Origin of the sequence: Sphaerisporangium sp. NBC_01403, from assembly GCF_045040145.1 — a bacterium.
In the GTDB taxonomy this organism is placed as follows: domain Bacteria; phylum Actinomycetota; class Actinomycetes; order Streptosporangiales; family Streptosporangiaceae; genus Sphaerisporangium; species Sphaerisporangium viridialbum.
Map to the genome: position 1 here is coordinate 2,696,616 of NZ_CP109534.1, position 22,550 is coordinate 2,719,165.

The window sequence follows — 22,550 nt, forward strand, 5'->3', positions numbered from 1 at the left end:
TCAGAGGGTGCTACCACAAGTCCGCACAGACCCACTTACCGGCCCATGTTCACCAGCCACTGCCGCTTTCGGCTCGTGGACCGCCACGCCTGCAGGCCGCACTGGTCGCCATCCGTGCCGCCCCGGTGATTGACGACCTCATGGGCGAGGTGCCGCAGAACCATTGCTGATCACCAAGGGCAAGATCGACGGTTCGGGAACAGATACTCACCCAGACCGGCGTAAGCACGGCCCACGAGCCACGCGGAAGGCTTCGACCCGACCTCTCACAGGGGCCGACGACCGCTGCACCGAGATCACTGCAAGGGTTTAGACGCCGTCCTCGTCCACGACGGCCGACGACGCGTCCTGCCTGCCGCGTTTCACATCAGCCTCCGCTTGTCGTTCGCCCGTTGCACGCGGACGGCCTCGGCGATCCAGTCACGGTCCTCGCTCGTTGTCCTTGGCACGAGGCACAGGGTAGAGGGTCGGTTTGGGTGCTGTGTGGCTGGATGTGCCTCTATCGGGCCATCTCTGGTTTCTGGAGAGTTTTGCCGGGTTCGTGACTGCTGAGGTCAGCGGGGTGCCATCCGGAGCGCGCCGTCCATCCGGATGACCTCGCCGTTGAGGTAGTCGTGGTGGATGATCGTCATCGCCAGGTGGGCGTACTCGTCCGGGCGGGCCAGCCTCCGCGGGAACGGAACGCCGGCCGCCAGACCCTCCCGGAACTCCGCGGAGACCGTGGCCAGCATCGGCGTCTCCACGATGCCCGGGGCGATGGTGTTGACCCGGATGCCGTACTGGGCGAGGTCGCGCGCCGCGGGCAGGGTCAGCCCGACGATGCCGCCCTTGGACGAGGAGTACGCGGCCTGCCCGATCTGCCCCTCGTAGGCGGCGACCGAGGCGGTGTTGACGATCACGCCGCGCTGGCCGTGCTCGTCCGGCTCGGTGCGGGCGATCGCCTCGGCGGCCAGGGCGAGCACGTTGAAGGTCCCGACGAGGTTGACCTGCACGACGCGCGCGTACAGGTCGAGGTCGTGCACGCCGTTCCTGCCCAGGATCCGCGCCGACGTGCCGATGCCCGCGCAGTTGACGACCGCGCGCAGCGGCCGGCCGGCGGCGGCCGTCGCGACGGAGGCCCGCACCTCCTCGGGGCTGGTGACGTCGGTGGGGAGGTACTCCACCCCCGGCACCGGGTCCACGGCGTCGATGCTCTGCTTGAGATCGAACACGAAGACGTGCGCGTCCTCCTTGGCCAGCAGCTCGGCGGTCGCGGCGCCGAGGCCGGAGGCCCCGCCGGTGACGATGACTGCGCTGTCGGCGACCTGCATCAGTGCTTCTCCCTGTTGACTGCGGTGATCACGGGTGGGGTGTTCCCGGCGAGCGAGCGGCCGATGACCATGCGCTGGATCTGGTTGGTGCCTTCGAAGATCTGCATGACCTTCGCCTCGCGCATGTAACGCTCCACCGGGAAGTCGCGGGTGTAGCCGTAGCCGCCCAGCACCTGGACGGCGTCGGTGGTGACCTTCATGGCGTTGTCGGTGGCGACCATCTTGGCGATGCACGCCTCCCGGCCGAACGGCAGGCCGAGGTCTTTCAGCCGGGCGGCGTGCAGCGTCATCGCGCGGGCGGTCTGCACGGCCGCCTCCATGTCGGCCAGCAGGAACGCCAGGCCCTGGTGCTCGATGATCGGCCTGCCGAACGTCGAGCGCTCCTTCGCGTACGCCATGGCGTGGTCCAGGGCACCCTGGGCCAGGCCGGTGGCGACGGCGGCGATGCCCAGCCGGCCGGAGTCGAGGGCGGCCAGCGCGATGCCGAGACCGTCGCCCTCCGCGCCGATCCTGCGCTCGGCCGGCACCCGCACGCCGTCCAGCCGCATCGTCGCGGTCGGAGAGGCGGTCAGGCCCATCTTGTGCTCGGGCGGGTCGGCGCTCAGGCCTTCGGCGCCGGCCGGGACGAGGAAGCAGGAGATGCCCCTGCGGTCGTCCGAGGTCCGCGCCATCACCGTGTAGAAGTCGGCGCGCCCGCCGTGCGTGGTCCACGCCTTCGCGCCGGTGAGTACGTAGTCGTCGCCGTCGCGGACGGCGCGGGTGCTCATGGCGGCGGGATCGGAGCCGGCGTGCGGCTCGCTCAGGCAGTACGCGCCGAGCAGTTCGCCGCCGAGCATGTCGGGCAGCCAGGCCCGCCGCTGCTCGTCGGTGCCGAAGTTGAACAGCCCGAAGCACGACAACACGTGCACGCTGGTGCCGACGGCGACGCTGGACCAGACCCGGGCGACCTCCTCCAGCACCTGCAGGTACACCTCGTAGGGCTGACCGCCGCCGCCGTACTCCTCGGGGTACGGCAGGCCGAGGACGCCCATCGCGCCGAGCGTGCGGAACACGTCGCGCGGGAAGTCCTCGTCCGCCTCAGCCTTCGCGACCCGGGGGGCCAGCTTCACGTCGGCGAGGTCCCGGACGATCTCGATCAGGTCGGCACTCTCTTCGCTTGGCATGACACGCGATGCGGGCATCGAAGCTTCCTTTGGAGTACGAAATCAAGTACCAAAGTATCAGAAACTGTACTGATTGCCAGGGGCTGCCGTAGAGTCGGTGCCATGCCGTCGCCCGACAGGACTCGCACCCGGCGCGAGGAGACACTGGCGCAGCTCCGCGAGCTGTTCCTGGCCGAGGGATTCGCGTCGTTCAACATCGGCGACCTCGCCGAGCGGCTGCGCTGCTCCCGGACCACCCTGTACGCGGTGGCGCCCAGCAAGGAGCAGATCGTGGTGGCCGCCGTCGGCTCGTTCTTCAAGGCGGCGGCCGAGCGCATCGAGGCCCGGGTCGCCGCCTCCGGCGACCCGGCCCGGCAGCTCGCCGTCTACCTGGAGGCCGTCGCCGCGGAGCTGCAGCCCACCTCGGCCGCGTTCCTCGCGGACGTGGCCGCCTTCGGCCCGGCCAACGAGGTCTACCAGGAGAACACCCGGTACGCCGCGAAGCGGGTGCAGAGCCTGGTGACGGAGGGGGTCAGGGCCGGGGTGCTGCGCCCGATCCACGCGTCGTTCGTGGGGGCCGCGGTGGCCGAGGTCATGAACTCCATCCAGCGCGGCGCCATCCAGTCGGCCACCGGGTTCGACGCCGCGCAGGCCTACCGGCACCTCGCCGACCTGGTCCTCGCCGGCCTGTCCACCGCACCGGTGGACGAGCAGGCGGTCACCGGGACCTCGGTGCTGTACGAGGTCGCCGACGGGGTGGCGACCATCGAGCTCGACCGGCCGGAGTCCTCGAACGCGCTGGACCTGCCCATGGCGCGGGCGCTCGGCGACGCCGCCGAGGCCGCGGCGGCCGACCCGGGGGTGCGCTGCGTGCTGCTGCTCGGCCGCGGCCGCGACTTCTGCGCCGGCGGGGACGTCACCGCGATGTACGGCGCCGCGGACCGCGCCGGCTACGTGCTGGAGCTGGCCCGGACGGCGCACCGCGCGGTGCTGGCCCTCGCCGGGCTGGAGGTCCCCGTCGTGGCCGCCGTCCAGGGCGCGGCGGCGGGCGCCGGACTGGCCCTCACCCTGGTGGCCGACGTGGTGCTCGCCGGCGAGTCGGCGACGTTCCTGACCGCGTACGCCCAGGCGGGGCTGACCCCGGACTGCGGCACGTCCTGGCTGTTGCCGCAGGTGGTGGGGCTGCGCCGGGCGCTCGCTCTGACGTTGACCGATCGCCGGCTGACGGCAGGGGAGGCCGCCGACTGGGGGCTGGTCACCGACGTCCACCCGGACGAGGAGCTCGCCAAGTCGGCCCGGCAGGCCGCGGCGCGGATCGCGGCCGGGCCGTTCCCGGCGCTCGGCCGGACCCGGCGCCTGCTCCGGAACGCCCCAGCGCGGTCGCTGGCCGACCAGCTCGGCATCGAGGCCGCGACGATCGCCGAGGCCGCCGCGTCCGCCGCGGCCGGGGCCCGGCTCGACGCGTTCGTGAACGGCAAGCGTAAGTAGAGAGGCGGGAACCCGATGAAGGACGGCCCCCTGGCGGGACTGCGAGTGGTGGAACTGGCCGGGCTCGGCCCGGCCCCGCACGCGGCCATGGTGCTCGCCGACCTCGGCGCCGACGTGGTCCGGATCGAACGGCCGGCGGGCCGCGGGCTCCGGCTCGGCGCCCCGGACGCGACCGACGCCGTGCTGCGCGGCCGGCGCCCGGTCCACGCCGACCTGAAGTCCGCCGACGGGCGGGCCGTCGTCCTCGGCCTCGCCGAACGCTCGGACGTGCTGATCGAGGGCCTGCGCCCCGGCGTGGTGGAACGGCTCGGCGTGGGCCCGGACGCCTGCCTGGCCCGCAACCCCGGCCTGGTCTACGCCCGGATGACCGGGTGGGGCCAGGACGGGCCGTGGGCCGGCCAGGTCGGCCACGACATCAACTACATCGGCCTGACCGGCGCGCTGCACGCCATGGGCCGCGCCGACCGGGCCCCGGCGCCGCCGCTCAACCTGGTCGGCGACTTCGGCGGCGGGTCCATGCTGCTGCTCGTCGGCGTGCTGGCCGCGCTGTTCGAACGGTCTCGGTCCGGCCGCGGCCAGGTGGTCGACGCCGCCATGGTCGACGGGACCGCGCTGCTCAGCCAGATGACCCTCGCCCTGCGCGGCATGGGGGCCTGGCGCGACGAACGGGAGGGCAACCTGCTCGACGGCGCCGCGCCCTTCTACGACACCTACACCTGCGCCGACGGCGGGTTCGTCGCGGTGGGCGCGCTGGAGCCGCACTTCTACGCGGAGCTGCTGGCCGGGCTGGACATCGACCCGGCCGAACTGGGCGAGCAGAACGACCCGGCCAACTGGCCGGCGATGCGCAAGCGGGTCACCGCCGCGTTCGCCTCCCGCACCCGCGACGAGTGGGCCGCGCACTTCGCCGGCACCGACGCGTGCGTCACCCCGGTGCTCAGCTTCGCCGAGGCCCCCGGCCACCCGCACCTGGCGGCCCGCGGCACGTACGCCGAGGCGGACGGCGTGGTCCAGGCGGCCCCGGCGCCCAGGTTCTCCCGCACCCCGGCCGCCCCGGTGGCCCCGGTGCCGCGGACGGCGGCTGACGCGGCGGACGTGCTGCGCGAGTGGGGGCAGCCGGGGAACTGACCGCCCGGTGGCACCGGAACCGGCCGCCGAGCCGCTGGGGGACCCCCTGCCATTTCTGGCCAACTTCGGCGCGATGGTCGTCTCGACCATCATGGGGAGATGGCCCTGCTGTCCGGGACCAGCGAGAAAGAACGCGCCAAGGACGCGACCGGTGGCCTTCTGCGCAAGCTCGGCTCTGCGGGCGTGCTCGGTTGCGCGCCGTAATTCCCACCCGTGCGGGTGCGTCGTGGCTGATCGGGCGCGTACCCACCCACTGAAGGCGGCGTTGGCGGCAGAGTGAGCCGGCGCCGGGGGGTGGGTAGGCGGGGCGGGCCAGTGGCAGGGGTGGGCCATGGGCGGGGGCCGCCTCCGGTGCCGGGAGCGGCCACACCGCAGTGCCGACCCGGGTCAGGCCGCCGGCAGGAACCCCGGCAGCCGGTGGCGGATGATCTCCTCGGCGTCCGCGACGATCCGGTCCACCACGTTCCGGCAGCTGTCCACCTCGGTGATGAGCCCCTGGGCCTGGCTGGCCCACCACAGCCCGTCCTCCATGTCGCCCGCCCCGAGGACGCGTTCCCGTCCCCGTACCCCCGAGGCGAGGTGGGCGACGTCCTCGAAGGACGAGCCCGGCCGGCGTGAGATCTCGGCGATCTCCTCCGACACCGAGTTGCGCGCCACCCGCGCCGAGTTGTGGAACTCACGGAAGACGATGATCGAGTCCCGTTCGGAGTTCGCCACGATCTGCCGCTTGACGTTGTCGTGAACGGGCGCCTCGGCCGTCGCCATGAACCGGGTGCCCATGTTCGCCGCGCATGCCCCGAGGGCCAGCGCCGCCACCAGGCCGGCGCCGGTGGCGATGCCGCCGCTGGCGATGACCGGGACGTCCAGCGCCCGGCTGGCCGCGGCGATGAGCACGAGGCCGCCGATGTCGTCCTCGCCGGGGTGGCCGGCGCACTCGAAGCCGTCGATGCTGACCGCGTCCACGCCGAGCGCCTGCGCCTTGACGGCGTGCCGTACCGCGACCGCCTTGTGGACGACCTTGATCCCGGCGGCCTTGAAGTCGGGCAGGTGCGCGTCCGGGTTGCCACCGGCCGTCTCGACGACCGTGATCCCCGACTCGATGATCGCCGCCCGGTACTCGTCGTAGGGGACCGGGCGGATGGTGGGCAGGATGGTGAGGTTCACCCCGAACGGCTGGTCGGTCAGCTCGCGGGTGCGCTTGATCTCCAGGGTGAGCGCCTCGGGCGTCGGCTGGGTCAGCGCCGTCAGGAACCCGAGGGCGCCGGCCTCGGCGACGGCCGCGATCAGTTCGGCCCGGCCCAGGCCGGTCATCCCGCCGCACAGCAGTGGGTGCCGCACGCCGAAGGTCTCGGTGAAGGCAGTAGTGATCATTTCAGCGGTGGCTTTCGTCTCGAACGGTGGTCCGGCCGCGGACCCGGGCCGGGGTGGACAGGGGGGGTTCAGGCCGCGGCGGGGCCGCCGAGCCTGGCCAGGACCCCCGCGATCGACTCGGCGGGATCCCTGGCCGTCCAGCCGGTGACCGGGGTGAGGGCTTCCGGCGTGTACACGCCGAGATCGGTGCCGTCGAAGCGGACGATCCGGCCGGTCACGCCGCGGGTGGCGTCGCTGAGCAGCGCGACCACCACCGGCGCAACGTCCCCGGGCGCGCCCATCGCGGGCCGGTCGGGCCGGGTGTCCAGCGCCGCCATGCCGGTCTCGGCCAGCGGCGACACGGCGTTGACCCGGATGCCGGCGGACGCGCAGTCCCGCGCCCAGCCGGCGGTCATCGCGGCCACCGCCCCCTTCGTGGCGCCGTAGGCGCTCATGCCGGGGATGCCGAACCGGGCGCCGGACACGACCGTGACGATCGACCCGCCGGCGCCCCGCCGGACCATCGCCCGCATGGCGTGCACCGCGGCGAACTGCACGCCGAGCACGTTGACCTCGGTGATCCGCCGCAGCCGCGCCTCGTCCTCCTCCCACGGCGGGGCGTGGTGGGTGATCCCGGCGTTGGCGACGAGGCCGTCGAGCCGGCCGAACTCCAGCTCCGCCGTCCCGGCCAGCCGGGCCGCCACGTCCCACGACCCGGCGGAGCCCGGTTCCGCCACCGCGTGCCCGCCGGCGGCGGCGATCTCCGCGGCCACGGCGTGCGCGGCGGCCCCGTCCACGTCGTTGACCACGACCCCGGCGCTGTGGGCCGCGCACGCGAGCGCGTAGGCGCGGCCCAGGCCCCTCCCGGCGCCCGTCACGACGACGCAGCGCCCGTCCAGCAGGCCGCCCATCAGTCGGTTTCCGGGTCGAACAGCTCGACCACCGCGGCCTTGTTGATCTTGCCGGTCGGGTTGGTCGGCAGCGAGCGGACCACCCGCAGCAGCTCCGGCTGCTTGTGCCGGGCCAGCCCCTGGCCGGTCACCGCGCGGCCGACCTCCTCCAGGGTCAGGTCCTCCCGGTCCGAGAGGACGGCCGCGCCGATCCGCTCACCGAGCCGGCCGCCGGGCACCGGGACGATCGCCACGGCCGCCACGTCGGGGTGCCTCACGATGGCGTCCTCGATCTCCCTGGCCGAGAACTTCTCGCCGCCGCGGTTGATGACGTCCTTCAGCCGCCCGGTGATCCGCACCTGCCCGTCGGCGGCCAGCGAGCCGAGGTCCCCGGTGCGGAACCAGCCGTCAGGGGTGAACGCGTGCGCGTTCAGCTCCTCGCGCACGTAACCGAGCATCATCTCCGGGCCGTGCAGCAGCAGTTCGCCCACCTCGCCCGGCTCGACGTCCCGGCCCGAGGGGTCCACGACGCGCAGCTCCACGCCCGGCGCGAGCCGGCCGTCGGTCTCCGCCCGGAAATCCAGCGGGTCCAGCTCGTTGGGCAGCGTCGCGGTGGGCAGCTCGGTCATGCCCCACGCCCGGTACGCCGCGATGCCCAGCTCGTCGGCGCGCCGGATGAGGTCCGGCGGCACCGCCGCGCCGCCGCAGCAGTACTGGCGCAGCGGCGACCGGTCGCGCCCGTCGGCGGCGTACACGTCGAGTAGCTCGCGCAGGAACGGCGTCGCGCCCGCCATGTAGGTCGCGCCGGTCCGGTCGGCCAGCTCGGCGCACGCGGCCGGGTCCCAGCGTTCCATCAGCACCGCGGTGGCCCCGACCCGGCAGGGGATCATGAAGCCCTGCAGCAGGCCGGTGATGTGCGTGATGGGGGAGGCCATCACCATCCGGTCGCGGAACGTCAGGCCCCACTCCACGATGGTCGTCCGCAGCTCGTGCCGCAGCCCTGCCACGGAGTGCACCACGCCCTTGGGTTCGGACTCGGTGCCCGAGGTGAACAGCACCAGGCAGGGGTCCGCGGGGGCGGCGGGCTCGATCCCGGACGGCAGCGAACCGGCCCCGGCCTGGTCCGCCGCCCGCCAGCCCGCCGACCGGCCGGTGGTGAGCAGCCGTACGGCGGGCTCGTGCGAGAGGTCGCGCAGCGCCTCGTCGAACTCGTCCGGGTAGGCCCGGCGCCGGTCGTCGGCGTACGTGACGATGGCCGCGGGCCGGATCTGGTCCAGCACGGTGCGGATCTCGCGCGGGCCGTACAGCGGCACGATCGGGCTGCTGATCGCCCCGATCCGCCAGATCGCCGCCGCGACGGCGACGGCGTCCGGGCCGGTCGGCAGCAGCCAGCAGACGGCGTCACCCGGCCGTACCCCGCCGGCGATCAGGGTCCGCGCGACCGCGGCGGACTTCGCGGCCAGCTCGGCGAAGCTCGTCTCACCGTGCGTGGTGATGATCGCCGGTCGGTCCGGCCACCGCGTCGCCCCGTGGTCCAGCAGGTCGCCGATCCGCTCCTCGGTGAGGAAGCCCCGGCGGCGCCAGACGTCCGCGAGCTCGGGGGTGACCACCCGCGGCCTGCGGTTCCAGTCGGCTGTCTTCACGACGTCGTCCACTTCGGTTCGCGCTTGTCCAGGAAGGCGGCCGGGCCCTCGACGGCGTCCGGATGGTACCGGTGCCGCCGGATCAGTTCCCAGCCGAGGTCCATGTCGGTGGCGATGAGCCGTTCCTCGAACGTGCGCAGCACCCGGCGGCTGAGCCGCATCGCCTCCGGCGAGTTCCGCCCGATCATCGCGGCCAGCTCCATCCCCCGGTCGACGAGCGCGTCCGGCTCGACGACCTCGGAGACGAGACCGGCGCGCTCGGCCCGTTCGGCCGACAGCGACTCGTGCCGGCCGAGCAGGACGAGGCGGGTCAGCAGGTCCGGCCGCATCCGCATCCGCAGCTGCAGCGGTTCCAGCGCGGACACCTGGCCGACGCTGACGTGCGGGTCCAGGAAGCGGGCCGCCGGCGACGCGATGCAGATGTCGGCGTCCGCCACGAAGTGCAGGCCGCCTCCGGCGCACACCCCGTTCACCGCGACGATCACCGGTATCCCCAGGCGCGGGCCGGGCAGGAAGTTGAGCTCCTCGGCCGCGGTGTCGCCCACCTTCACCCTCGGCACCGAGAGCATGGACACGTCCGCCCCGGCGCAGAACGCCTTGCCGGTGCCGGTGAGCAGCACCGCGCGCAGCTCCGGCGCCCCGGCCGCCGCCCGCCACAGGTCCGCCAGCCCGTCCATGAGCTCGTCGTCGAGGGCGTTGGCGGATTTCGGACGGTTGAGGGTCACGACCAGCGTCCCGCCGACGACCGTGCTGAGCAGCACCCCATCCGCACGTTCCAGGCCTGCTCGGCCGCTCTTCCCCGACACGGGCGCCTCCCCACGGGCGCCGAGACGCCCTTCTTGACTGTCATCCAAATCATATATACGTTTCGCGCCATGGTGAAGAGAGACGTCACGTCACGCGCCGGGAGCGGGTCCCCCCATGCATGAGTTCCTCCAGACGGTGCTCGTGCCGGGTCTGGCGGACGGCGCGATCTACGGGTTGGTCGCGGTCGGCTTCGCCACACTGTTCACGACGACCGGCGTCATCAACTTCGCCCACGGGCAGATGGTGATGCTCATGCCCATGTCGGTGCTGGTGGCGGTGGGCGCCGGCCTGCCAGTCTGGCTCGCCTACGTGGCCGCGCTCGCCGTGATGGTGGTGGTGGCGCTCACCGTCGAGTGGACCGCGGTGCGGCCGTTCGTGCAGTCGGGCCAGTCCGTCTCCTGGCTGCTGTCCACCCTCGCGGTCAGCGTGGTCCTGGCCGAACTGCTGGCCGTCCCCTACAGCGGGGAGTCCCGCAACTTCACGTACGGCGTCAGCAAGCACCGGTTCGACCTGGCCGGCCTGGCGGTGTCGCCCGCCGAGCTGACCGCGGTCGCCGCGCTGTTCGTCGTCGCCGGGCTGCTCGTCGTGTTCTACCGGCGCACCCGGATCGGGCTGGAGCTGCGCGCGATCGCCGACGACCTCGACGGCGCGGAGGCGATCGGCATCTCCCGGGCCCGCGCCTCGCAGATCGCCACGGTGCTGTCCGCGCTGGTCGCCGCGGTGACCGGGGTGCTGGTGGCCTCCACCCAGCTCGTCACCCCGTCGCTGGGGCTGTCGTACACCTTCTACGGGTTCGTGGCCACCGCGATCGGCGGCATGGGCAGCATCGGCGGCGCCGTCGTCGGCGGCTTGGTCATCGGCGTGGTCAGCCAGTTCGCCGGGGTCCACGTCGGCAGCCTCACGGTGAACCTGGCGGTGTTCCTGCTGCTGGTCGTCGTCTACGTGGTGCGCCCGCACGGCCTGTTCGGCGCGGCACCGGTGCGGGCGGTGTGATGTCGTACCGGCTCTCCGCCCTGTCCCGGACCCTGCGCGCCGCGGCGGCACGCGGCCGCGACGCCACCCCCGCGCCCGTCCGGCGGGTGCTCGCCAGGCCCGCCGCGCACGGCGCGGCGCTGCTGGTCATGGCGACGGCGCTGCTGGCCCTGTGGGGCCCGCTGTCCTACAACGGCTACGTCCTGCAACTGGTGTGCCTGTACGCGGTCGCCACGCTGGGACTCAACATCACCACCGGCTACGCCGGCGCGCTGTCCCTCGGGCAGGGCGCGTCGTTCGCCATCGGCGCCTACGTCACCGCCGTTCTGGTGGTCTCGTACGGCTGGCCGATCTGGGCGGCGCTGCCGGTCGCCGCGCTGGCCGGGCTCGCCGCCGGGGCGCTGGCCGGGTTCCCGGCCGGACGGCTGGGCGCGATCGGCCTGGCCATGATGTCGCTCGGCCTGATGCTCGTCGTCAACGACATGCTCATCCAGTTCCAGTCGGTGACCGGCGGCAACAACGGCCTGGCCGGCATCGACGCCCGGTTCTGGTTCGGCGGCGAGCCGGTCTCGACCCCGTGGGTCGTGGCGATCGTGATCGTTGTCGTGGCGAGCGTCAGCTACTGGCTGCACGCCCGGTACCGGACGTCCCGCCTGGGCCGGGCCACCGTCGCGGTCCGCGACGAGCCGATCGGCGCGTCCGCGCTCGGCGTCTCCGGCTACCTCACCAAGGTCGTCGCCTTCGCCGCCGGGTCCGCGCTGGGCGCGCTCAGCGGAGGGCTGTTCTCGTTCCTGTCCGCCTATATCTCGCCGGACGCCTTCTCCTCCAACCTGTCCATCCTGTTCCTGGTCATGGTGGTGCTCGGCGGCAGCGGCTCCCGGCTCGGCCCGGTCGTCGGCGCGGTGCTGCTCGTGCTGATCCCGCTGCGCCTCGACGCGTACCCGCACCTGAACAACCTGCTGTACGGCGCGCTGCTTATCGTGCTCATGCGGCTGCGGCCGCGCGGCCTGTTCAGCCGCACCGCGGCGCCCGCCCCCCAGGCGCTGCGCGACCTGGCCGCCACTCCGGAGGTGGAGGTGCCGGAGCGCGGGCCCGGCGAGCCGATCCTGAAGGTCACCGACCTGCGGCGCAGCTTCGGCGGCGTGGACGCGCTCGGCGGGGTGTCGATGGAGCTGCGGCGCGGCGAGATCGTCGGCCTCATCGGGCCGAACGGGTCGGGCAAGACGACGCTGCTCAACGTCGTGTCCGGGCACTACCCGCCGGCCGCCGGCCGGATCACTCTGCACGGGACGGACCTCGGCGGCCTGGGCGCCGCTGCGGTCGCCAAGCGCGGCGTGTCCCGCACCTTCCAGACCCCGAAGACGTTCCCCGGCATGAGCATCGAGGAGCACCTCGCGCTCCCGGCCGTCCACGGGGAACGTGACGAGGCGATGCGGGACGCCTGCCGGCGCGGCGCGCTCACCCTGCTGGAGCTCGGCGGCCTCGACCCGCACGACCCGGCCGCCGGCACCCGGGAGAGCCGGGTGATGAGCCACGGCCAGCTCCGCTTCCTTGAGGCCGCCATGGCTCTCGGCACCTGTCCGGAGGTCCTCCTCCTGGACGAACCCGCGGCCGGGCTGTCGGCCGTGGAGATCGAAGGATTCGAGCGCGTCGTCAGTGACGTCGCCGCAGCGGGAGTGGCCGTCGTGATCGTCGAACACCACCTGGACATGATCAGCCGCCTGGTCGACCGGGTCGTCGTCCTCGACCTCGGCAAGGTGCTGTGGGAGGGCGAGCCCGGGGACCTGCACAGCGTGGACAGCGTCCGCGCCGCGTACATGGGGGTCGCGTGAACGGCAGCCGGCTCAAGGTGGACGCGCTGCGCGTCCGGTACGGCGGCGTCACCGCCGTCGAGGACCTGTCCCTCACCGTCGAGCCCGGCACCTGCCTGGCCCTGCTGGGCGCCAACGGCGCCGGGAAGACCTCCACGCTGCGCGGCATCGGCGGGCTGGAGTCGGCCGGCGGCGGGATCTGGCTGGACGACCTGCGCCTCGACAACCTCCCGGCGAGCAAGCGGGCCCGGGCCGGGCTCGGCCACGTGCTGGAGGGCCGGCACGTGTTCAAGAGCCTGTCGGTGGCCGAGAACCTCCGGGTCGCCGCGGCCCGCGCGGCCCGCAAGCCCGAACTCGACCCGCTCGACCTGCTGCCCGAGCTGCGCCCGATGCTGCAGCGCCTCGCGGGCGGCCTGTCCGGCGGCCAGCAGCAGATGCTCTCCATCGCCCGCGCGGTGGCCGGCGCACCCCGCGTGATCATGCTGGACGAGCCCACGAACGGCCTGTCGCCCAAGCTGGTCGGCCGGACCATCGAGATCCTCGCCGACCTGCGCGACGCCGGGTTCGCCGTCCTGCTGGTCGAACAGCGGGTCGAGGTCGCCCAGAAGCTGGAGGCGGAGGTCGTGGTGCTGCGGCACGGGCACGTCGCGCACCGGGTGCGCGGCACCGACCCGGAACTGCCCGACCTGCTGCAGGCCGCCTACCTCTCCTGACCCACCCCCACGGAAACCCCCAGGAAGGACGACCCCCATGAGGACACGTGCCACAGTGGGCACAGCCATGGTGTGCGCGGCGCTGCTCGCGCTCGCCGCGTGTGGCGACGGCGGATCCTCCGGCGACCAGGCCGAAGGCTCCACCATCAAGATCGGTTTCGTCGGGGCGCTCACCGGCCCGCTCTCCCCGAGCGGTCAGAACTCGCTGGCCGGGCTCAAAGCCGGCGCCGAGTACGTGCAGCAGCACAACCCCGGCACGAAGATCGTGATCGAGCAGCGGGACACCAAGGGCGAGCCGACCGCGGCCGTCGCCGCCACCCGGGCGCTCGCCCAGGACGGCGTGTCCGCGCTGTACTTCACCACCGAGGCGTTCCCGCCCGTGCAGGACGTGCTCAACCAGGTGAAGGTGCCCGGCGACACCGCCGGCGGCATCGGCTCGATCGCGGCCGACGTCGGCGACTCCAAGCGGTACAAGTACGCGTTCAGCACCGGCGCCGGCACCTCCGGCGAGACCTCGATCACGCCGCTGCTGGAGTACGCGGCGTCGGCCGGCAAGACGGTGGCCATGCTCGACGACTCCTCCGCCTACGGCACCGCGCAGACCAAGGACACCCTCGCCATCGCGCAGAGCAGGCTCCCGGACGTCAAGATCGTGCACGAGAGCTTCCCGTCCACGGCCTCGGACGTGACCGCGCAGCTCACCAAGCTCAAGGACTCGGGCGCCGAATCGCTCATCGTCTGGTCGTACGGCGCCCCGCTGGTCGCCACCATGTCCAGCCTCAACAAGATCGGCTGGAACCCGCAGATGTCCGCGGTGCTCGGCATCGGCGACCCGGCGACCACCGAGCTCATCCCGGAGGGGATGAAGAAGACGCTCGCCGCCGGGCCCATCGCCAAGACGTTCCTGTCGTCCTCGGCCGGCGACGCCTCGGGCGTCACGGCGGACTTCGTCAAGCTCTACCTCAAGGCCAAGGGCAAGACCGAGTTCAACGCCCTCGACTCGGTGGGCGCGGTCTCCTTCGACTGGGCGCTGCTGGTGACCCAGGCGGCACAGCAGGCCAAGTCCACCGACGCCGACGCGATCAAGAAGGCGCTCGTCTCCGGGGGAACCTTCCAGGGCGCCAACGGCACGTACACGTTCGGTCCTGACAAGCGCATCGGAATCGATGCCGACCAGCTCGGCGTCTTCGTACCCGCTCAGCCGTGCCCGGACGGCAAGTGTGTCGAAGCCGCCGTGAGTGCGGGGGAGTAATGCCCGAGGAGACCTCAGTGGATCTCCGGCTGGGAACGCGGGCGGACGCGTTGCGCGTCCGCCTGCGGGCCCTGCTGGCGGAGCTCCTCCCCGACGACTGGACGACGTCGTTCTCGCCGGACCCGGCGGTCCAGTCGGTGGTGACCAGGGTCGTCGAGCGTCTCGCCGAGGAGCAGCTCCTCACGCTCAGCTGGCCCGAGGAGTACGGGGGCGCCGAAACCGACATCTGGCAGCAGGCCGTCCTGCGGGAGGAGATGTGGGCGCACTTCGAGCCCCGCGGACCGCAGTACATGGGCCTGAACTGGGTCGGACCGGTGATCATGGAGGTCGGCACGCCGGAGCAGAAGGCCGTCCACCTGCCCGCCATCTCCTCCGGCACGGCCGTGTGGTGCCAGGGGTTCAGCGAACCCGGCGCGGGCTCCGACCTCGCCTCGCTGCAGCTGAACGCCGAGCTCCATGACGGCGAGTGGGTGCTGAACGGCCAGAAGATCTGGACCTCGTACGCGGGACTGGCACAGTGGTGCTTCCTCGCCGCCCGCAGCGGCAGGGGGACGGCCAAGCACGACGGCATCACCGTCTTCCTGGTGCCGATGGACTCACCCGGCATCCGGGTCGTCCCGATCGACTCGATCATGGGTGAGCAGCACCTCAACGAGGTGTTCTTCGACGACGTCCGGGTCGGCCCCGGCGCGGTGCTCGGTGAGGTCGGCCGCGGCTGGGACGTCATCCGGCGGGTGATGAAGCACGAGCGGATCGGCATCTCCCGGTACGCCCGGGACGAGCGGGTGCTCGCCGCGCTGGCGGGCCACCCGTCCCTGGCCGAACCGGCCGCGCTGCACGAGTACGCCCGCGCACTGGTGCACGCCCGGGTGGCCCGGCTGCTCAACTACCGCGCCGTCGCGCTGAACGACGCCGGCCGGCTCACCGACCGGGAGGCCTCCACCGCGCGGCTGGCCTCCATCCAACTCGACCAGGAGGTGGCTCAGCTGGCTCTCGACGTCTCCGGCGCCGACGCCCTCGTTCCCGACCCGTCGGCCGGCCTGCTCGGCCACGTCGAGGACGTGTTCCGGTACGCCCGTTCGGCGACCATCGCGTCCGGCACCATCGAGGTGCAGCGCATGCTCGTCGCCCGGTCGTCGATCGAGGGGGACCGGCGTGCGTCGTGACTGGCCACAGGCGGCCGTCGCCTACCAGGAGAGTGTGACCAGGGCCCTCGACGCGCTGGGCGGGGTGGACCTCGCGCGCGCCGCCGAGGCGGACCGGACCCGGCGGGAGGCGCTCGTCGCGCCCGCCCTGGACCGGCTCGACCTGCACGGCCTCGACCCGTGGGGCGAGGAGGACGAGTCGGCCGCCGTCATGCTGGCGGCCCGGGCGGCGGGCGCCGTCGTGCTGCCCTGGCCACTGGCGCACGAGCTGGCCGTACCCGCGGACCTGCGCGGTGACGTCGGCGGCGTCCACCTGACCTCGGGGGACACCGAACGGCTGAACCACGCGGACCTGCTGCGCGACGCGGTCGCCGTCGACCTGGACCGGGGTGTCGCCCGCCGGGTGACGGCCGGTGCGCCGCGCCCGGCGCCGCTGGACCCGTTCGCGTCCGACGTCGTCCTCGGCGCCGAGGTGCCGGGCGTGGACGCGGCGCGGGTCACGGCGATGCGCATGCTGCTCGACGCCTTCTGGGTCGCCGGCGCGCTCGCCGCCGCCGCCGAGCTGGCGGTGACGCACGCCCGGGATCGGCAGCAGTTCGGCAAGCCGATCGGCAAGTTCGGCGAGATCCGGTGGCGCGTCGCGGACATCTCCCTTGCGCTCGACGGGCTGGAGGAGTTGGCGCTGCACGCGTGGTGGCTCGTCCGCCGGGGCGAGGCGCGGTCCGCCGACCTGCTGGCGCTGCGGGTGCAGATGATCGAGGCGGCGAACACGATACTGGCCAACGGGCACCAGGTGCTGGGCGCCATGGGCCTGTGCGAGGAGCACGACCTCACCGTGATCGACCGCCACCTGCAGAGCGTGCTGCACCGGCCGGCCGGGCGGATCAGGTCGACCGACCTGCTGGCGCGGGCCGTCGCCGCGGAGGGGTTCGACGGCATCTACCCGGTGGCCGCGTGGCGGTAGCCCGCAAAGGGAAAGGCCGGCCAGGTCCAGGACCTGGCCGGCCTTCGCGTACCGGTTCGTGGTCTCCGGTCAGTCCCGGGGATCCATGCGCGGGTTGCCGTACTCGTCCAGCACCTGGACCGGCGGGGCGTCGTCCGAGGAGACGTACAGCTGCGACGCCTCCAGGTGCGCCCGCATGAGCTTGCCGGCCAGCGCCGCGTCCCCCGCCTCGATGGCCTTCTCGATGGCGCCGTGCGCCCGCAGCACCGCGTGCCGCCGGTCCACCGCCGGGTAGCTCGCCTCGTCGGACGCCCGGCGGGCCCACCCCCGCTCCTGCACGCTCCAGACGCTCTCCAGCATCCCGACGACCACCCGGAGCGTCTCGTTGCCGGCCGCGTCCACCAGCCCCTCGTGGAACCTGACCGACGCCCCGGTGAACGCCGGCCCGTCCTCCACGACCTGCGCGGCCTCGTCGTTGAGCTGCCGGAGCCGTTCGGCGACGGCCGAGTGGTCGTCGCGGCGGGCCGCGTGCTCCGCGCACAGCGGCTCCAGCAGGTTGCGGGCCGCCGCCAGGTCCCGCATGGGGGTGGCGCGCGCGTGCAGCAGCAGCCCCATGTGGTACGCGGCGAACCCGGGGGTCGGGGCCTTGATGACGGTGCCGCCGCGCTTGCCGCGGCGGACGACCACCAGCCCCTCCGTCTCGAGGATGCGGAACGCCTCGCGGAGGCTCGGCCGGCTGACCGGGTACTCCTGGAGCAGCACCGGCTCCGTGGGCAGTTCCGCCCCGTCGGCGAGATCACCTTCCAGGATGCGCAGCCTGAGCTGCGCCGCCAGGGCCTCGGCCACCCGGGGTGTCCGCAACGGCATGCGGCGGGGGCGTGGTGGGATCTCGGACTCGGTCATCAGAGTGTTTCACCGCCGTCGATGAAGATGGTCTGGCCGGTGATGAACGAAGCGAGGTCCCCCGACAGGTGGACGGCCAGCGCCCCCAGCTCCCTGGGGTCGCCGGTGCGCCGCATCGGGATGCGCTCCTTCAGCCAGGCCTGACCTTCGGGACTGTCGTGAAGAGCCTGCGTCATGCTGGTGCGGAAGTGCCCCGGAGCGATGGTGTTGACGGTGACGCCGAACGCCGCCCACTCCTTGGCGAGCGCCCGGGTGAGCTGGGCGATGGCGCCCTTGGCGACCTGGTAGCTCACCGTCAGGTTGGCCGACCGGGCGACGCTGCTCGACGCGATGTTGATCACCCGGCCGCGCCCCCGCTCCAGCATCCCCGGAACGAATGATCTCACGAGGTGGAGCGACCCGCGGACGTGCGTGTCCAGCACCGAGTCCCAGTCCTCGTCGGTCATGGCGACGCCGGCCGGCCCCGAGCCGGGCTGCCCCACCTTCTCCCCGGACGCCTCGTCCACGGGCAGCGGGACGACCGGCCGCTTGACCAGGTTGCCGGCGTTGTTCACCAGGATGTCGACGCCACCCACCTCGGCCAGCACCGCGTCGCGCAGCCGGTCCAGGTCGGCGGAGCTGCGGATGTCGGCGGGGAAGGCGTACGCCTGGCCGCCCGCGGCCTTGATCTCCGCCGCGAGGCTCTCCAGCTCCTCCGCGTTGCGGGAGACGCCGCACACCACGGCGCCCGCCCCGGCCAGCGCGGTGGAGATCGCCCGGCCCAGTCCGCGCCCGGCCCCGGACACGACGGCTGTCCTGCCCAGCAGGGGGTGGGTGTCTGTCATGGCGTGCCTTTCGGTAGTCCGAGCGTACGCTCCGCGATGATGTTGCGTTGGATCTCCGACGTGCCGCCGTAGATGGTGGCGGCCAGCGATTCGAGGCGCTCGTCTAAGAGGGCGGGGTCGTCGAACGCCCGCGCCCCGGCGGTCTCCAGCGACAGTAGGGCCGCGCGCTGCACCGACTCCGAGCCGAGCAGCTTGAGGATCGACGACGCGGGGGACGGCAGGCCCGCCCACCGCTGGGCGGCGGTCCGCAGCCCGGTCAGCCGCACCCCCTCCGCGTCCGCCAGCGACCGGCCCAGCCGGACGAGCTGGTGCTCCGACAGCTCCGGCGCCGTCAGCGTGGGTTCCAGCGCCCGGGTGGTCTCCAGCCAGGTGTTGATCCAGATCATGTCCCGCTCGTGTTCGAGGCTGGACATGGCCACGCCCCAGCCGCCGTGCAGCGGGCCCAGCAGCGCCTCCTCGGGCACCTTCACGTCGTCGAGGAAGACCTCGCCGAAGGACTCGACCGCCGGCCCGGCGGTGCGGATCGGCCGGACCTCCACCCCGGGGCTGCGCAGGTCGAGGACCAGGCAGGAGATGCCGCGGTGCGGCCTGGCCTCCGGGTCGGTGCGGACGTACAGCGCGCACCACCGGGCCTCATCCGCCTGCGTCGTCCACACCTTCTGGCCGTTGACGGTGAACACCCCGTCGGCGAGCGTCGCCGTCGTGCGCAGCGCGGCGAGGTCGGACCCGGCGCCGGGCTCCGACATGCCGAGCGCCCACCACTCGTCCCCGCGCGCGGCCGGCCGGAGCAGCCGCTCCCGCTGGGCGGCGGTGCCGAACGCCCGGATGGCCGGCGCCGCGACCCCGGCGCCCTGGATGTTCATCAGCCGCGGCACCCGGCGGCGCGCGCTGGCGAGCTTGACGGCCAGCGCGTCGGGGACGCTCAGGTCGCGCCCGCCCTCGCCTAAGTTCCACTCGGGGATCAGCCAGCCCGCGTCGAACGCGGCGGCCTGGTACTCGGTGCGGAGCTTCACGTCGCGGCGGTAGCGCCGGTAGTTCTCGGCGTAGTCGGCGGGCAGGAAGCCGTCGAGGAACGCCTCGAACTCGGAGGTCACATCCGTCATCGGGAGATCCGCCTTTCGATCCGCGCCGCCGCCAGGTACAGGTCGTCCGGCTCCCCGAGCAGGCAGGCCGTCTGGTGGGCGCGCCGCAGGAACAGGTGGCAGTCCGCCTCGAAGGTGACCCCCATGGCACCCATCAGCTGGGTGAACAGCGACGCGACCCGGACGGCCGTCTCGGCCGCGACCGCGTTGGCCAGCAGGCAGTCCCGGGTGGCCGCGTCGCCGGGCGGCTCCCCGGCCAGGCTCAGGGCCGCGCCGTAGGCGAGGCTGCGGGCCCGCTCGACCGCCGTGTAGGCGTCCGCGAGCTGGTGCTTCACCGCCTGGAAGGTGCCGATGGCCCGGCCGAACTGCCTGCGCTGGAGCACGTGCCCGACGGCCGCGTCCAGGGCACCCGCGGCGGTCCCCACCAGGTCGGCGGCGACACAGGCGCGGGCTCCCGCCAGCACCCGGTCCAGGTCGCCGAGCGGCAGCTCCCGGCACTCGGCGCAGGCCACGCCTGCCTCGCCCCCGAGCCGGAACGCCGGGAGCGGCCGGGAGGGGTCGATCAGGGTCGCCTGCCCTACCGGCTCGACCCCCTCGGCCTCCGGATCGACCACGACGACCCACGCCCGGTCTGGGCCCTTCACGATCAGGGTGAACGCGGCGGCACCGGGGCCGCCCAGGACGTGCGCCCGCTCGACGTGGCACCGGCCGTCCCCGTCGACGACCCCCTCGGCGATCCCGAAGCCCGCGGGCGCCCGCCGGAAGTCCTCGCGGTGCACCCCGGCCGCGACCTGCGTCCGGAACGCGAGCGCCGACGCCAGCAGGGGAGCGGTCAGCAGGGCGCGCCCGGCTTCTTCGAGCATGACCACCAGGTCGATCACCCGGCCGATCCCGCCGAGGTCCTCGGGTATCCCGATGTCGGCGTAGCCGCCGTCCGCGACCGTCTTCCACCCGTCCGGCACGCCGCCGTCGAGGGCGGCACGCATGGCCGCCGGGCCGTGCAGCGATCGGAACTGGGCGCGGGCGGTGTCGGCGAGGGCGAGGGTGTCCTCGTCCGGGGCTAGAAGCTGCCAGTCCGTCATCTTTGTCCGGGTTCTCCTCAGTGGCGTGGGATCACCATCAAGGCAGATGGTACCGGATTTTCGCCTTTGGCTATATATGATTTAGATGTTAGAGCGCCCGGCGAAAGGGACGGCGGTTCGCCTGCGAGTCGACGTGAGATGCGAACAGGCACGGACTGAGTGATCATGGAGTTGTCTACGCTCAGTGATCACCGGGGTGTCCGTGCCTGCCGTGCCATCCAGCCTGCTGGAACCCGTCCGTGCCGTACTGGAAGAACTGCGGCTCGTCCGGCCTCGGGGAACATCGGTACAGCGGTTGGCGCTGAGAACGATCATGGTCAGGGCGTGAGTGTGCTGACCCGGTTCTCGTACTCGCGGCGGGCCTTACGTTGGGCCGGGATGACCGGGACGCCTTGGCTGCCGTCGAGGGGCTGGCAGCGGTCGAGGAGTTGGCGGTGCACGGCTGGGGCGGCGGTGACGCGCAGGGTGTAGCCCTGGCCGCGTCGTACGGTCACCCCTTGGTCGAGCGCGGCGCGCTCGGCGTCGTGCAGTTCGGTGGTGCGGAGGAAGTCGGCGACCTTGCCCGGCATGTCGAGGGTGACCGGCAGCTCCGGGGCCGGAGCGTCCTGCTCGGTGGCGGTGTGGTCGGGCAGGAGGTCGGCGACGGCCGTGCGGATGGCGCCGCGGCTGACGCCGTGGTCGCGGGCGAGTGCGGCGATGGGGCGGCCTTCCAGGTACGCGGTGCGCACGTCGCCGGTCTGGTCGGCCGGGACGGCGGGGCGGCGGCCGCCCTTGCTGCCCTTGGCCTCGGCGGCGCGCAGCCCGTCGTAGGTCAGCTCGCGCTGGAGGTCGCGTTGGAGTTCGCCGGCGGCGGCGAGGGTCTGCACCATGAACTTCACGGTGGACAGCAGTTCTCCGGTGCGGGGCACGGACTGCACGGGTTCATTGGACGCGCCACCTGCCTGTCGTCAAACGACCGTTTACCGACAGAGACAGAGTGCGGCAGCTGCGCTCGAAGTGCTGTGCGTGCGGGGTGTCCGAGGTGTCGGTTCGCCAGTCGTCGACCGAGGGCAAGGGTGCCGGAGGTCCGGTGGAAGTCCCCGGACCGCACTCGGCTGCGGTGCGGCCGAGGAGCTACTGCCGCCGCTGGTCTACCGGACCTTCGCATGGGCGCGCATCTGTTCGGCCAGCCGTCCGAGTTCGGCGACCGTTGCCGGGGAGGCGTTGCTGAGCCCGCTGTTTACGGCGGTCGGGCTGCGCAGGAAGCGCCGCAGCAGGGCCACGAGCAGCCCTTCCGGCAGGGTCTGCAGTGCAGCGAACGTGCGGGGGACCGGCGACGTCGGCATGGCGGCCAGGTTCTGCCGCACGAGGTGGAGCATGCCGCGGACCGCGTCGGGGTCGTCGGCCAACGCCACCGGGCCGCCCGCCGCGTGCACCTCCTGCCCGAGTGGCACCTCGAACGCGGCGTGTGTCTTGAGCCAGGCATCCATCCGCGGCTCGGCCTTGGCGTTGATCCCGGCGGTGCGGAACTCCCGGACGATCCGTTCCAGTCGCGGGGTGGTCCGGCCGTCGGGTTCGCCGATCGGCATCGGGACCCGGCTGGTCATGAAGGTGGTCGCGCGGGGGCGGACCACGTCGCCGTCCATCGTGCCGGCGGCCAGTGCCGGGGGGAAGCCGAGCAGTACTCGCTCGTGGCCGATCGCCTCGCCCAGCGGCTCCGCGCCGGCCGCCCAGTTGTGCAGGAACAGCACGTCGCCTTCGAGGCCGGCGAGCGACTCCAGCACCGCGTCGACCTGATGGGTGCGCACGAGGACGGCGGTCAGGTCGTACCCGCCTGCCGGGTGCTCGACCACCGGTACCGGTACCCGCCTGACGGCAGTGCCGTCTCCGTCGGCGAGCTGCACGCCGTGCCGGCGCAGGGAGGCCAGGCGCTCGCCCCGGGCGAGGAGCGAGACGTCGAGCCCGGCTTCGTGCAGGCGGGCGGAGAACAGGCTGCCGCAGACCCCGGCGCCGTATACGAGCAGTTTCATGACAGCCTCTTCCACAGAGTCAAACGTTCGTTTCAATCGAACGTCTGTATAATACG

The 22,550-nt window shown here is 73.0% G+C and carries 20 protein-coding genes; 8 read left to right on the forward strand and 12 right to left on the reverse strand.

Going from position 1 to position 22,550, the window contains the following annotated elements; all coding sequences use genetic code 11:
* Window positions 1-554: 554 nt before the first annotated feature.
* Both OG589_RS12105 and OG589_RS12110 read right to left on the reverse strand, forming a co-directional pair.
* The gene (locus tag OG589_RS12105; RefSeq protein WP_405148706.1) at window positions 555-1,310 is read right to left on the reverse strand and encodes an SDR family NAD(P)-dependent oxidoreductase; all 756 of its coding nucleotides are present in this window, start codon (window positions 1,308-1,310) and stop codon (window positions 555-557) included.
* Window positions 1,310-2,491, reverse strand: coding sequence for an acyl-CoA dehydrogenase family protein (locus OG589_RS12110; protein WP_405148708.1), 1,182 nt, complete (start codon window positions 2,489-2,491; stop codon window positions 1,310-1,312). The genes OG589_RS12105 and OG589_RS12110 overlap by 1 nt, the downstream gene beginning before the upstream one ends.
* 84 nt (window positions 2,492-2,575) lie before the next feature.
* On the opposite strand from OG589_RS12110, the gene OG589_RS12115 reads away from it, so the two are divergent.
* The gene (locus OG589_RS12115; RefSeq protein ID WP_405148710.1) at window positions 2,576-3,940 is read left to right on the forward strand and encodes an enoyl-CoA hydratase-related protein; all 1,365 of its coding nucleotides are present in this window, start codon (window positions 2,576-2,578) and stop codon (window positions 3,938-3,940) included.
* Between the two features lie 15 nt (window positions 3,941-3,955).
* Window positions 3,956-5,068, forward strand: a complete 1,113-nt coding sequence (locus tag OG589_RS12120; RefSeq protein WP_405148711.1) for a CaiB/BaiF CoA transferase family protein — start codon at window positions 3,956-3,958, stop codon at window positions 5,066-5,068.
* Between the two features lie 387 nt (window positions 5,069-5,455).
* On the opposite strand, the gene OG589_RS12125 is transcribed toward OG589_RS12120, so the two are convergent.
* From OG589_RS12125 to OG589_RS12140, 4 genes are all read right to left on the reverse strand, one after another.
* Window positions 5,456-6,439: an NAD(P)H-dependent flavin oxidoreductase gene (locus tag OG589_RS12125; RefSeq protein WP_405148713.1), complete on the reverse strand. Its 984-nt coding sequence runs from the start codon at window positions 6,437-6,439 to the stop codon at window positions 5,456-5,458.
* A gap of 68 nt (window positions 6,440-6,507) precedes the next feature.
* Window positions 6,508-7,329: an SDR family NAD(P)-dependent oxidoreductase gene (locus tag OG589_RS12130; RefSeq protein WP_405148715.1), complete on the reverse strand. Its 822-nt coding sequence runs from the start codon at window positions 7,327-7,329 to the stop codon at window positions 6,508-6,510.
* Window positions 7,329-8,951: a class I adenylate-forming enzyme family protein gene (locus OG589_RS12135; RefSeq protein WP_405148717.1), complete on the reverse strand. Its 1,623-nt coding sequence runs from the start codon at window positions 8,949-8,951 to the stop codon at window positions 7,329-7,331. The genes OG589_RS12130 and OG589_RS12135 overlap by 1 nt, the downstream gene beginning before the upstream one ends.
* Window positions 8,948-9,757, reverse strand: a complete 810-nt coding sequence (locus tag OG589_RS12140; protein ID WP_405148718.1) for an enoyl-CoA hydratase/isomerase family protein — start codon at window positions 9,755-9,757, stop codon at window positions 8,948-8,950. Before OG589_RS12140 ends, OG589_RS12135 begins: the two co-directional genes overlap by 4 nt.
* Window positions 9,758-9,872: 115 nt before the next feature.
* On the opposite strand from OG589_RS12140, the gene OG589_RS12145 reads away from it, so the two are divergent.
* The 6 genes from OG589_RS12145 to OG589_RS12170 are packed head-to-tail and all read left to right on the forward strand — an operon-like array spanning window position 9,873 to window position 16,615.
* Window positions 9,873-10,751 carry a branched-chain amino acid ABC transporter permease gene (locus tag OG589_RS12145; RefSeq protein ID WP_405148720.1) on the forward strand — a complete coding sequence of 293 codons (879 nt, stop codon included), beginning with the start codon at window positions 9,873-9,875 and terminating at the stop codon, window positions 10,749-10,751.
* Window positions 10,751-12,562, forward strand: coding sequence for an ABC transporter permease subunit (locus OG589_RS12150; RefSeq protein WP_405148722.1), 1,812 nt, complete (start codon window positions 10,751-10,753; stop codon window positions 12,560-12,562). Before OG589_RS12145 ends, OG589_RS12150 begins: the two co-directional genes overlap by 1 nt.
* Window positions 12,559-13,254, forward strand: a complete 696-nt coding sequence (locus OG589_RS12155; RefSeq protein WP_405148724.1) for an ABC transporter ATP-binding protein — start codon at window positions 12,559-12,561, stop codon at window positions 13,252-13,254. The genes OG589_RS12150 and OG589_RS12155 overlap by 4 nt, the downstream gene beginning before the upstream one ends.
* Before the next feature lie 37 nt (window positions 13,255-13,291).
* Window positions 13,292-14,506, forward strand: coding sequence for an ABC transporter substrate-binding protein (locus OG589_RS12160; RefSeq protein ID WP_405148725.1), 1,215 nt, complete (start codon window positions 13,292-13,294; stop codon window positions 14,504-14,506).
* Window positions 14,507-14,523: 17 nt separating this feature from the next.
* Window positions 14,524-15,672, forward strand: a complete 1,149-nt coding sequence (locus tag OG589_RS12165) for an acyl-CoA dehydrogenase family protein (RefSeq protein WP_405148726.1) — start codon at window positions 14,524-14,526, stop codon at window positions 15,670-15,672.
* Window positions 15,662-16,615 carry an acyl-CoA dehydrogenase family protein gene (locus OG589_RS12170; protein ID WP_405148727.1) on the forward strand — a complete coding sequence of 318 codons (954 nt, stop codon included), beginning with the start codon at window positions 15,662-15,664 and terminating at the stop codon, window positions 16,613-16,615. Before OG589_RS12165 ends, OG589_RS12170 begins: the two co-directional genes overlap by 11 nt.
* 69 nt (window positions 16,616-16,684) lie before the next feature.
* Here the strand turns inward: OG589_RS12170 and OG589_RS12175 are convergent, their stop codons facing one another.
* From OG589_RS12175 to OG589_RS12200, 6 genes are all read right to left on the reverse strand, one after another.
* Entirely contained in the window at window positions 16,685-17,497 is an 813-nt protein-coding gene (locus OG589_RS12175; protein ID WP_405148729.1) for a FadR/GntR family transcriptional regulator, read from the reverse strand.
* Complete coding sequence (locus OG589_RS12180; protein ID WP_405148731.1) at window positions 17,497-18,321, reverse strand: SDR family NAD(P)-dependent oxidoreductase; 825 nt, start codon at window positions 18,319-18,321, stop codon at window positions 17,497-17,499. The genes OG589_RS12175 and OG589_RS12180 overlap by 1 nt, the downstream gene beginning before the upstream one ends.
* The gene (locus tag OG589_RS12185) at window positions 18,318-19,424 is read right to left on the reverse strand and encodes an acyl-CoA dehydrogenase family protein (RefSeq protein WP_405148732.1); all 1,107 of its coding nucleotides are present in this window, start codon (window positions 19,422-19,424) and stop codon (window positions 18,318-18,320) included. Before OG589_RS12185 ends, OG589_RS12180 begins: the two co-directional genes overlap by 4 nt.
* A complete protein-coding gene (locus tag OG589_RS12190) occupies window positions 19,421-20,485 on the reverse strand; it encodes an acyl-CoA dehydrogenase family protein (protein ID WP_405148733.1) in 1,065 nt (354 codons plus the stop codon). The genes OG589_RS12185 and OG589_RS12190 overlap by 4 nt, the downstream gene beginning before the upstream one ends.
* A gap of 317 nt (window positions 20,486-20,802) precedes the next feature.
* On the reverse strand, window positions 20,803-21,402 hold the full coding sequence (locus OG589_RS12195; RefSeq protein ID WP_405148735.1) for a hypothetical protein: 600 nt from the start codon (window positions 21,400-21,402) through the stop codon (window positions 20,803-20,805).
* A gap of 213 nt (window positions 21,403-21,615) precedes the next feature.
* Window positions 21,616-22,494, reverse strand: a complete 879-nt coding sequence (locus OG589_RS12200; protein ID WP_405148736.1) for a ketopantoate reductase family protein — start codon at window positions 22,492-22,494, stop codon at window positions 21,616-21,618.
* Window positions 22,495-22,550 lie beyond the last annotated feature (56 nt).